10 protein-coding genes are annotated in these 10,532 nt (G+C 74.0%); 4 read left to right on the top strand and 6 right to left on the bottom strand.

The genetic code is table 11. The features are described from left to right. Positions 1-194: 194 nt before the first annotated feature. Genes FGW31_RS27060 through FGW31_RS27075 form a run of 4 tightly spaced genes read left to right on the top strand, consistent with a single transcriptional unit; the run spans position 195 to position 3,785 of the window. Positions 195-1,046, top strand: a complete 852-nt coding sequence (locus FGW31_RS27060; protein WP_142196151.1) for a transporter substrate-binding domain-containing protein — start codon at positions 195-197, stop codon at positions 1,044-1,046. A 4-nt stretch (positions 1,047-1,050) separates the two neighbouring features. Further along, complete coding sequence (locus FGW31_RS27065) at positions 1,051-1,884, top strand: amino acid ABC transporter permease (RefSeq protein WP_142196152.1); 834 nt, start codon at positions 1,051-1,053, stop codon at positions 1,882-1,884. Beyond that, entirely contained in the window at positions 1,881-2,672 is a 792-nt protein-coding gene (locus FGW31_RS27070) for an amino acid ABC transporter ATP-binding protein (protein WP_142196153.1), read from the top strand. Before FGW31_RS27065 ends, FGW31_RS27070 begins: the two co-directional genes overlap by 4 nt. A 21-nt stretch (positions 2,673-2,693) precedes the next feature. Beyond that, entirely contained in the window at positions 2,694-3,785 is a 1,092-nt protein-coding gene (locus FGW31_RS27075; RefSeq protein WP_142196154.1) for an amidohydrolase family protein, read from the top strand. 401 nt (positions 3,786-4,186) lie between these two features. Here FGW31_RS27075 and cobC read toward each other — a convergent pair whose 3' ends face one another. Genes cobC through cobM form a run of 6 tightly spaced genes read right to left on the bottom strand, consistent with a single transcriptional unit; the run spans position 4,187 to position 10,477 of the window. Next, positions 4,187-5,254, bottom strand: a complete 1,068-nt coding sequence (gene cobC, locus FGW31_RS27080) for an Rv2231c family pyridoxal phosphate-dependent protein CobC (protein WP_142196155.1) — start codon at positions 5,252-5,254, stop codon at positions 4,187-4,189. Beyond that, the gene (locus tag FGW31_RS27085) at positions 5,244-6,161 is read right to left on the bottom strand and encodes a sirohydrochlorin chelatase (RefSeq protein ID WP_142196156.1); all 918 of its coding nucleotides are present in this window, start codon (positions 6,159-6,161) and stop codon (positions 5,244-5,246) included. Before FGW31_RS27085 ends, cobC begins: the two co-directional genes overlap by 11 nt. After that, a complete protein-coding gene (locus FGW31_RS27090; protein WP_142196157.1) occupies positions 6,158-6,745 on the bottom strand; it encodes a precorrin-8X methylmutase in 588 nt (195 codons plus the stop codon). The genes FGW31_RS27085 and FGW31_RS27090 overlap by 4 nt, the downstream gene beginning before the upstream one ends. Continuing rightward, positions 6,742-8,433, bottom strand: coding sequence for a precorrin-3B C(17)-methyltransferase (gene cobJ, locus FGW31_RS27095; RefSeq protein WP_142196158.1), 1,692 nt, complete (start codon positions 8,431-8,433; stop codon positions 6,742-6,744). The genes FGW31_RS27090 and cobJ overlap by 4 nt, the downstream gene beginning before the upstream one ends. Continuing rightward, the gene (gene cbiE / locus FGW31_RS27100; protein WP_142196159.1) at positions 8,430-9,662 is read right to left on the bottom strand and encodes a precorrin-6y C5,15-methyltransferase (decarboxylating) subunit CbiE; all 1,233 of its coding nucleotides are present in this window, start codon (positions 9,660-9,662) and stop codon (positions 8,430-8,432) included. Before cbiE ends, cobJ begins: the two co-directional genes overlap by 4 nt. Beyond that, the gene (gene cobM / locus FGW31_RS27105; protein ID WP_142196160.1) at positions 9,659-10,477 is read right to left on the bottom strand and encodes a precorrin-4 C(11)-methyltransferase; all 819 of its coding nucleotides are present in this window, start codon (positions 10,475-10,477) and stop codon (positions 9,659-9,661) included. Before cobM ends, cbiE begins: the two co-directional genes overlap by 4 nt. Between the last annotated feature and the right edge of the window lie 55 nt (positions 10,478-10,532).

Genomic DNA, 10,532 nt, shown 5'->3' on the forward strand with positions numbered 1-10,532 from the left:
TGCTCTCTTCGCTGTACGGCTGCGGGGTACGACGCAGTCGAGCGTAAACCGTCCCCCGAAGTGCCGCCCGGCCGCCGGGTGGTCGGCGTCCCCGGCGTTCGCAGGCCGGCCGGCCGGCCGGCCATCGGATCGGTTTGGGGCGATCAAACCTCTCCTTATAATCGGAACCCACAGTTCCCTGACAGGAGGCCCCCGTGAAGACGCTCCTCGGCCGCCGGACCCGCATGCTGGCCGCCACCACCGCGACGGCCGGGCTGGTCCTCCTGACCGCCTGCACCTCCACCGACGACGGAGGCGGCGGCTCCAAGACCGCCGCCGGCGGTGTCGAGCTCGTCAAGGCGGGGCAGCTCACCACCTGCACCCACCTGCCCTATCCGCCCTTCCAGTCGGAGATCGACGGCAAGGTGCAGGGCTTCGACGTCGCGCTGATCGACCTGGTCGCCGACGACCTGGGCGTGAAGCAGCAGATCCTCGACACGCCCTTCGAGAACTTCAAGACCGGCGCCTTCCTCAACTCCGGCGAGTGCGACCTCGCCGCGGCCGGCATGACCATCACCGAGGAGCGGAAGAAGAACGTCGACTTCTCCGACCCGTACTTCAACGCCACCCAGGCGGTCCTCGTCGACAAGAAGAGCGGCGTCACCTCGCTCGACGACATCAAGTCCAAGAAGGTGAAGCTCGGCGCCCAGGCGCAGACCACCGGCGAGGACTACGTCAAGAAGCAGGGCTTCGACCCGGTCTCCTTCGAGTCCTCCGACGCCGTCCTCAACGGCCTGCGCACCGGCCAGGTCAAGGCCGTCGTCATCGACTACCCCGTCGTCCAGGGCTGGCTGAAGGACAAGGCCAACGCCGACGCCTTCGAGGTCGTCGGCAACCTCGAGACCGGCGAGCAGTACGGCTTCACGGTGAAGAAGGGCAACACCGCGCTGCGCGAGGCCATCGACAAGGCCCTGACGGACGCCAAGGCCGACGGCACGTACAAGAAGCTGTACGAGCAGTGGATCGGCCCCTACGACGAGTCCGCCGCCTCGCCGGCCGCATCCTGATCCCATGACCGACACGGAGACACGACTCCAGCCGAAGAAGAAGGGCCTGACGCGGCGGCAGAAGCGCGGACTGTCGCGCGGCATCCAGTACGCCGTGTTCGTCGCGGCCGTGATCGCCTTCGCGGTCGCGGCCGACTGGGACCGGCTGCAGAACCAGTTCGCGCAAGCGGACATCGCCCGGCAGATGTTCCCGGACGTCATCACGCTGGCGCTGAAGAACACCGTCCTGTACACGGTGACCGGCTTCGCCGTCGGGCTCGCGCTCGGCATGCTGATCGCACTGATGCGGCTGTCGTCCGTCGGCCCGTACCGCTGGCTGGCCGGCATCTACATCGAGATCTTCCGCGGCCTGCCCGCCCTGCTGATCTTCATCTTCATCGGCGTGGCCGTGCCGCTCGCCTTCCCCGGCACGGAGATCATCGGCGGCACCTACGGCAAGGTTGCCCTCGCGCTCGGCCTGGTCGCCGCCGCCTACATGGCGGAGACCATCCGGGCCGGCATCCAGGCCGTGCCCAAGGGACAGATGGAGGCGGCCCGTTCGCTGGGCTTCTCGCCCGCCCGGGCCATGGTCTCCGTCATCATCCCGCAGGCCTTCCGCATCATCCTGCCGCCGCTGACCAACGAACTCGTCCTGCTGTTCAAGGACTCCTCGCTGGTGCTGTTCCTCGGCGTCACCCTGGAGGAGCGCGAACTGTCCAAGTACGGCAGGGACCTGGCCAGCACCACCGCCAACTCCACGCCCATCCTGGTGGCCGGCCTGTGCTACCTGTTGATCACCATCCCGCTCGGCTTCGTCGTGCGCCGCATGGAGGCCAAGGCCCAGGAGGCCGTGAAATGAGCCGGCCCGAGATCCGCGTCAGCGGTCTGCACAAGTCCTTCGGCAGCAACGAGGTGCTGCGCGGCATCGACCTGGAGATCGGCCAGGGCGAGGTGGTGTGCGTCATCGGACCCTCCGGCTCCGGCAAGTCCACGCTGCTGCGGTGCGTGAACCTCCTGGAGGAACCCACCGAGGGACAGGTCTTCGTCGGCGGTACGGAAATCACCGACCCGGACGTCGACATCGACGCCGCCCGCCGCCGCATCGGCATGGTGTTCCAGCAGTTCAACCTGTTCCCGCACCTCACCGTCACCGAGAACCTCACCCTGCCGCAGCGCCGGGTGCTGCGCCGTGGCAAGGCGGAGGCCGCGAAGGTCGCCGCCGAGAACCTGGCGCGGGTGGGCCTCGCCGAGAAGGCGGACGCCTATCCGTCCTCCCTCTCCGGGGGCCAGCAGCAGCGCGTCGCCATCGCCCGCGCGCTGGCCATGGGCCCCGAGGTGATGCTGTTCGACGAGCCGACCTCGGCGCTCGACCCCGAACTGGTCGGCGACGTCCTCGCCGTGATGCGGATGCTCGCGGACGAGGGCATGACGATGATGGTCGTCACCCACGAGATGACCTTCGCCCGCGAGGTCGCCGACCGGGTCGTCTTCATGGACGGCGGGGTGATCGTCGAGGACGGCAGCCCCGATCAGGTCATCGGCCGGCCCCGGCACGAGCGCACCCGCCACTTCCTGTCCCGCCTCCTCGACCCGGCGATGGCGGAGGTGGAGGAGGAGACCTCGGACCAGGTGGGCAAGGGCGGGTAGCGGCTGACTAGGGTGCCGGGTATGAGCGAACGCGCGGTGCTGCACGTGAAGGGGCGGATCCTCGTCGGCCCGGACGAGGTCCGCGACGAACTGTGGGTGGTCGGCGGGCGGATCTCCTACGACCGTCCCGCCGCCGCCCGGGATGTAGCGACCGTCGAGGGCTGGGTGCTGCCCGGGCTGGTCGACGCCCACTGCCACGTGGGCCTCGACCAGCACGGCCCGGTGCCGGCGGAGACCGCCGAGAAACAGGCACTCACCGACCGCGACGCCGGCGCGTTGCTGCTGCGCGACGCCGGCTCGCCCTCCGACACCCGCTGGATCGACGACCGCGACGACCTCCCGAAGATCATCAGGGCGGGCCGGCACATCGCCCGCACCCGCCGCTACATCCGCAACTACGCCTGGGAGATCGAGCCCGACGACCTCGTCGCCTACGTCGCCCAGGAGGCCCGGCGCGGCGACGGCTGGGTGAAACTCGTCGGCGACTGGATCGACCGCGACCTGGGTGACCTGTCGGCCTGCTGGCCGCGCGGCGCGGTCGAGGCGGCGATCGCCGAGGCGCACCGGCTGGGCGCCCGCGTCACCGCGCACTGCTTCGCCGAGGACTCCCTGCGGGACCTGGTCGAGGCCGGCATCGACTGCGTCGAGCACGCGACCGGCCTGACCGACGAGACGATCCCGCTGTTCGCGGAGCGCGGCGTCGCGATCGTGCCGACCCTCGTCAACATCGCCACGTTCCCCTCGCTCGCCGCCGGTGGCGAGGCGAAGTTCCCGCGCTGGTCGGCCCATATGCGCCGGCTCCACGAACGCCGCTACGACACCGTGCGCTCCGCCTACGACGCCGGTGTCCCCGTCTTCGTCGGTACGGACGCCGGCGGCAGCCTCGCGCACGGCCTCGCGGCCGACGAGGTCGCGGAACTGACCAGGGCCGGCATCCCGCCCGTGGAGGCGCTGTCCGCCGGCACCTGGGCGGCGCGCGCCTGGCTCGGCCGCCCCGGCCTCGACGAGGGCGCCCCGGCGGACCTCGTCGTCTACGCCGCCGACCCGAGGGCGGACGTCCGCGTCCTGACGGACCCACGCCACGTGGTCCTCAACGGCCGCGTCGTCGGCTGACACCGCCGACCCACCGGGCCGCCGGGCCGCCTGCCCGCCGGGCCGCCGCGCCGGGTTCATGGCGCCGGCAGTGGCTGGTTTGCGGCGCTCGGTGGGGGTGGTGCGGTGTGTGTGGGCGGTGTTTCGGGAGTGGGGGTGGTGGTGTCGGTAGCGGTCGGTCGTGGGGCTGCTCGCCGACCCGCCGGGCCGGGTTCATGGCGTTGGCAGTGGCTGGTGTGCCGCGCTCGGTGAGGGTGCGGTGTGTGTGGGCTGTGTTCCCGGAGTGGGTGCGGTGGTGTCGGTCGGGCCTGCGTTGTGGACCGCCACCGCCACCGCCGCCACCACCGCCACCGCCGGCCTGCCGGGCCGCCCGTCCCGGCCCGTGGTGACGGCAGGCGCCGGTGCGTGGCAGGCGGTGGTGGTCAGTGCGGGCCCAGTGCGTCGGCCAGCGCGGTGAGGAAGCGGTCCGTCGTCTCCCGGTCGCGGACCGCCAGGCGCAGCCAGCCGTCGTCCAGGCCCGGGAAGGTGTCCCCGCGGCGCACCGCGTAGCCGAGGGAGCGCAGGCGGGCGCGTACCGCCGCCGCGTGCGGCAGCCGGAGCAGGACGAAGGGGCCCTCGGCGGGGCCCACCGCGCGCACGCCGCGGGAGGCGAAGCGGTCCAGGCCGGCCAGCAGGTGGGCCCGGTCCGCGGCGACGCGGTGCGCCGCGTGGGCCGCCTCCGCGAGCGCCCGGGTGCCCACGCAGATCTCGGCCGCCGCCAGCGCCGGGGTGGACACCGGCCACAGCGGCTGGGCCCGCTCCAGTTCCCCGACGGTCTCCGGGTCGGCGAGGACGTAACCGATCCGCAGACCCGCCAGGCCCCACGTCTTGGTGAGGGAGCGCAGCACCACCAGGCCCGGCACGTCCGTGCGCCCGGCCAGCGCCTCCCGCTCGCCGGGCACCGCGTCCATGAACGCCTCGTCCACCACCAGCGTCCGCCCGGGCCGGGCGAGCCGGACGATGTCCGCGGCCGGGTGCAGCACCGACGTCGGGTTCGTCGGGTTGCCGATCACCACCAGGTCCGCCTCCTCCGGCACCGCCGCCGGATCCAGCCGGAACCCGTCCGCCGCCCGCAGCAGCACCCGGTCCACCGAGTGCCCGGCGTCCCGCAGTGCCGCCTCCGGCTCCGTGAACTGCGGATGCACCACCACCGGTCGGCACACCTTCAGCGCCCGCGCCAGCAGCACGAACGCCTCCGCCGCACCGGCCGTCAGCAGCACCCGCTCCACCGGCAGCCCGTGACGTGCCGCCACCGCCGCCCGCGCGGCCCGCCCGTCCGGGTAGGCGGCGAGCCCCGCCAGCGACGCGGCGATGTGCTCCCGCAGCCACGCCGGCGGCGTGTCCGCGCGGACGTTCACCGCCAGGTCGACCAGCGCCGAGCCGTCGTCACGGACCTCGGCGTCCCCGTGGTGGCGCAGGTCGTGCCCGGCGTCACCGGGCTCAGTGTGCATGGGAGTGGCTGTGGTCGTGCCCGTGGTGGTGGCCGTGGTGGTGGTGGCCGTCGTCGTCGGGGTGGAAGTGCGGCTGCTGCGGCAGCCCCACCTTGTCCTCGAAGCCCGGCAGCGCGATCCGGTACACGCACGTGTCGCAGTTCATCCGCAGGTCGCCCTTGACGGCCTCCTCATACCGCTCCCACACCAGGTCGAGCAGCTCCGGCTCGGGCCCGATGACGTCCGCCGCCCGCACCTCGGTCTGAGGGTGCGCCTGCGCCCACTCCTCGGTCTGCTGCCGCACCCGGTCCGGCAGGATCCCGGTGAACAGGAAGTACGGCAGGACCACGACCCGCCGCGCGCCCAGCCGCGCGCACCGGTCGAGACCGCTCGGCACGTCCGGCGCCGCCAGCGACACGAACGCCGTCTCCACGCCCGCGAATCCGCGGCCCTCCCACAGCAGCCGCGCCGCCTTGAACACCTCGGCGTTGGCGTCCGGGTCGGTCGAGCCGCGGCCCACCAGCAGCACGGTCACCTCGGACGGGTCCCAGGCGGGATCCACGGCCTCGGCCAGCCGCCGCTCCAGCACCCGCAGCAGGTCCGGGTGCGGGCCCAGCGGACGGCCGTAGGTGTAGGAGATGCCGGGGTGGCGTTCCTTCTCGCGGGCCAGCGCCGCCGGGATGTCGCCCTTGGCGTGCCCGGCGGACACCAGCATCAGCGGCACGGCGGCGAACCGGCGCACCCCGCGCTCCACCAGCTCGCTGACGGCGTCGCCGAGCGGCGGCGGCGACAGCTCGATGAACCCGCCGGCGACGGGCAGTTCGGGGTGGCGGCGGCCCAGCTCCCGCACGAAGTCGCGGAAGGCCTCCGCGCCGGCGTCGTCCCGGGTGCCGTGGCCGGCGATGAGCAGGGCGGGCGGGGTGGTCACAGGGTCTCCTCGGAAGAAGTCGGGTGGTAGAGCAGGGCGTTGAGCGCGGCGGCGGCCACCGCCGACCCGCCCTTCTCGGACACGTTGCTCACGGCCGGCAGCCCGCTCTCGCGCAGCGCGGCCTTGGACTCGGCCGCCCCGACGAAACCGACGGGCAGGCCGATGACGAGCGCGGGGGAGGCGTCGAGGGTCAGCAGCTCCTCCAGGGCGGTCGGCGCGCAGCCGATCACCCACAGGGCGCCGGGCCCCACCTCCTCGTACGCCAGCCGCATCGCGTGCGCCGAACGCGTCAGGCCGGGCCCGGACGTCGCGTCCTTCAGCCGGCACACGGTCTGTCGGCGGGTGATGCCGGCCGCGACCATCTCCACGTCCGCGACCACCGGTGCCCCGGCGTGCAGCGCGGCGTGCGCCTTCGCCAACTCGCCCTCGTCCATGACGAGTTCGTCGGCGTAGCCGAGGTCGGCGGAGGAGTGGATGACGCGTTCGACGACCGCCCGGGTCAGCGGCGGGAAGTGCGAGGTGTCCAGCCGGGCGCGCAGCCGCCGGAAGGACTCCTGCTCGATGGGGTGCACCACGCGGTTCACTGCGGCTCCTCCTGCCAGCGGTAGCCACGCGGGGTGACCATGCGCCCCGCGATCTCACGGGTCGCCGTGTTGCCCACGGTCACGACCGTCATCATGTCGACCGTCGCCGGGTCCAGCGCGGCCAGTGTGGTCAGCCGGCTCGACTCGTCCGCGCGCGACGCGTTGCGCACGACGCCGACCGGCGTCCGGGGCGCCCGGTGCTCGGCGAGGATCGCCAGCGCCTTCGGCAACTGCCAGTCCCGGCCCCGGCTGCGCGGGTTGTAGAACGTCACCACGAGGTCCGCCTCGGCCGCCGCCCGCACCCGCCGCTCGATGACCTCCCACGGCGTGTGCAGGTCGGACAGGCTGATCGAGACGTGGTCGTGGCCCAGCGGCGCGCCCAGGATCGCCCCGGCCGCCAGTGCCGCCGTCACACCGGGCACACCGACCACGTCGATGTCGTCGGACGCCTCCGCCAGCGCCGGCGACGCCATGGCGTACACGCCCGCGTCGCCGCTGCCGATCAGCGCCACCGCCCGGCCCGCGCGGGCCTCGGCGACGGCCGTGCGGGCCCGCTCCTCCTCCGCGCCGAGCCCCGACTCCAGCACGCGCGTGCCGGGCCGCAGCAGATCGCGGATCTGGTCGACGTACTGGTCTAGGCCCACCAGCACGCAGGCGCGGCGCAGTTCGGCCTCGGCGCGCGGGGTGAGCAGGTCGCGGGCGCCGGGACCCAGCCCGACCACCGCGAGCCGCCCCCGCCCCGGCCGCCGTACGACGGCGCAGGTCGCCATCGCGGGCCGGCCGTCCGCGCGCCGCGACTTCCGCTTGGGCACGAGGAGTTCACCGCCGCCGAGCAGTGCGGCGGCCTCCGCGACCGACGGCGTGCCGACGGCGTCGAGCGGCGCGTCGGAGGGGTTCGGCACGTCGACCCGCGCCAGCTCCCCGGCGCCGTACGTCACCAGCGGCACGCCGAGCCGCCGGGCCGCCGCCACGATGCCGGGCTCCTCGGCCTTGGCGTCCACGGTCGCCAGTTCGGCGAGGGACGCCGCGGACAGCCCGGCCTCCCGCAGCGTGTCCTCGACGAGCGCGAGCACCTCCTCCACGGGGGCGTCCTTCGACGCGCCGACGCCGACGACGAGGGTCGGCGGACGCAGCAGCACCTCCCGTTCGGCGGGCTCGACGAGACGGTCCGTCACCCGGATCGTGTACCGGCCCTCGTCCGCCACCGGCAGCGGCGGCAGCGGCCACGCCACCTCGGCGCGCAGCGCCACCGCCTCGCCGTCCAGCAGGGCCCGGGACACGGCGGCGACATCGCCCTCCACCGGCAGGCCCAGCGTGTCCAGACCGGGCAGCCCCACGGCGTCGGTCGCCGTGGTCACCACCGGCTCGGCGTCCAGCAGCCCGGCGACCTCGCGGGCGAGGTCGTTGGCCCCGCCGCCGTGCCCGCCGAGCAGCGACACCGCGAACCGTCCGCCCTCGTCCACGCAGACCACGCCCGGGTCGCTGGTCTTCCCGGCCAGCAGCGGCGCCACCAGCCGCACCACGGCGCCCGTGGCGAGGAAGCACACGAGCTGCTCGCACTCGGCGAACGCGGACCGCACCGCGTCGGGCACGGGACCCTCGTACACGCGCGTGCGGTCCGGCCACGCCGCGGCCAGCCGGTCCCGCGCAGCCGCTCCCGCCGCGGTGGCGGAGATGAGGCCGATCACTGGCAGACTCCTTCACTGTGCGCCGGAGGCCTGACGCCCCACAGCAGGAAAACGGGATTGGTGGCCGCCAGCCGGGTCACGTCCCCGGGCAGCGGCGCCAGGCGCGACGACTGCAACAGCACGCCGTCGCAGGTGAACCCGGCCCCGGTCAGTGCCTCGCGCACGGCCGGCACCCGGTCGAGGGCCGCCATGGCGACGACCACGGTCCGCCGGGCCCGCCGCGCGCACGCCGTGACGACGGCGGGCAGCTCCCGCCCGCCCCCGCCGACGAACACGGCGTCGGGATCGTCCAGTGCGGACAGCGCGTCCGGCGCCGTCCCGTGCACCACCTGGACGTCGACGCCGTGCGCGGCGGCGTTGACCCGGACGCGTTCCGCCCCGTCCGGTGTCTTCTCCACGGCGGTGACGGCGGCACCGAGCCGCGCGCACTCCACGGCCACGGAACCGGAACCGGCGCCGACGTCCCACACCAGGTCACCCGGTCGCGGTCCGAGCCGGGCCAGCGCCAGCGCCCGCACCTCGAACTTGGTGATCATCGAGTCGCGGTGGGTGAACTCGGTCTCGTCCAAGGCCCATCCGGCCGGCCCGGCCGGCCCTCCCGCGACCGTGCGCACCGCGCCGAGCGCCCGCTCCTCGTCCAGGCAGAGCACCACGTTCACCGCCGTGCCCCAGTCACGGGCGGCGGCCTCGGCGGGCGTCACCCGCTCCACCCGCTCCCCGGCGGAGCCGAGCGCCGAGGCGACGACCAGCGTCCGCGGGTGCCCGAGCAGCGCCGTCCCGAGTTCCGCCGGACCCGCGCCCGGACCCGTCAGCACGGCCACCTTCGGGTGCGCCCGGCACAGGTTCACCGCCGTCCGCGGATCCCGCCCGTGCGCGCTGACCACCACGGCGTCGTCCCACGGCAGCCCGGCCCGCGCGAACGCGGCCGCCACCGAGGACACGCCGGGCCGCACGTCCAGCCGCCGCGGCCCGAACCGTTCGGCCAGCGCCCGCACGATCCCGAAGAACCCGGGGTCACCGGACGCCAGCACGACGACCCGCCGCTCCTCGGCGACGTACTTCTCCACGGTGTCGAGCGCGGGCGCCAGCGGCCCCAGCACCACCCGCTCGGCCTCCTCCGGCAGCGGCACGGCGTCCAGGTGGCGGCGCCCGCCGACCACCAGGTCCGCGCCGGCCGTGACCGACGCGTCGACCGGCGCGCCCGCTCCCATGCCGACGACCGTGATCACGTGCTCGCACCCCGTGCGCGCAGCGCCCTGCGGGCCTCGGGGTCGGCCTTGCGGAAGCCGTGGAAGTGACCGGGGTGGTACAGGTGCGAGCGGGTGCCGTGCGCGTCGAGGGCCGGCCCGACCAGGAACAGCGTGTGCTTCCACAGCTTGTGTTCCTTGACCGTCTCCTCCAGTGTGCCGATCGTGCACTTCACGACCAGTTCCTCCGGCCAGGTCGCCTGGTACGCGACGACGACCGGCGTGCTCGTCGGGTAGCCGCCCTCCAGCAGTTCCCGCACCAGCTGCCCGCTGCGGGCGGCCGACAGGAAGATCGCCATGGTGGTGCCGTGCCGCGCGAACTCGCGGACCTCCTCACCGGGCGGCATCGGCGTCTTGCCGCCGCCGAGCCGGGTCAGCACCACGGACTGCGCCACCTCGGGAATGGTCAGCTCCCGCTGCGCGAGCGCCGCCACGGCGGAGAACGACGACACACCGGGCACGATCTCGGTCTCGATGCCGAGTTCGGCGCACCGGTCGACCTGCTCCTGGGTGCCGCCCCACAGCGCCGGGTCGCCGGAGTGGATCCGCGCGACCCTCAGGCCCTCCGCCCGCGCCCGCGCGTAGACGGCCACGACGTCCTCCAGCGACATCGTCGCCGAGTCGAGGATCTCCGCGTCCTCACGCGCGTGTTCGAGGACCTCGGCCTGGACGAGGCTGGCGGCCCAGATCACGACATCGGCCTCGGCGATGGCGCGCGCGGCACGGAACGTCAGCAGATCGGCGGCGCCGGGGCCGGCCCCGACGAAGGTCACCTTGCCGGCGGGGGCATCGGCCATGGGAATGGGTCCTCTCCTGGAAGTCGGCGATGGAAGGGAAACGGGGTGATGTTCG

Source organism: Streptomyces calvus, assembly GCF_006782915.1.
GTDB classification, from domain to species: domain Bacteria; phylum Actinomycetota; class Actinomycetes; order Streptomycetales; family Streptomycetaceae; genus Streptomyces; species Streptomyces calvus.

Excerpts from the sequence above, each read along its gene's own strand:
- FGW31_RS27065 (WP_142196152.1), top strand. The coding sequence starts at position 1,051 with ATGACCGACACGGAGACACGACTCCAGCCGAAGAAGAAGGGCCTGACG.
- FGW31_RS27070 (WP_142196153.1), top strand. The coding sequence starts at position 1,881 with ATGAGCCGGCCCGAGATCCGCGTCAGCGGTCTGCACAAGTCCTTCGGC.
- FGW31_RS27075 (WP_142196154.1), top strand. The coding sequence starts at position 2,694 with ATGAGCGAACGCGCGGTGCTGCACGTGAAGGGGCGGATCCTCGTCGGC.
- cobC (WP_142196155.1), bottom strand. The coding sequence starts at position 5,254 with ATGCACACTGAGCCCGGTGACGCCGGGCACGACCTGCGCCACCACGGG.
- cobM (WP_142196160.1), bottom strand. The coding sequence starts at position 10,477 with ATGGCCGATGCCCCCGCCGGCAAGGTGACCTTCGTCGGGGCCGGCCCC.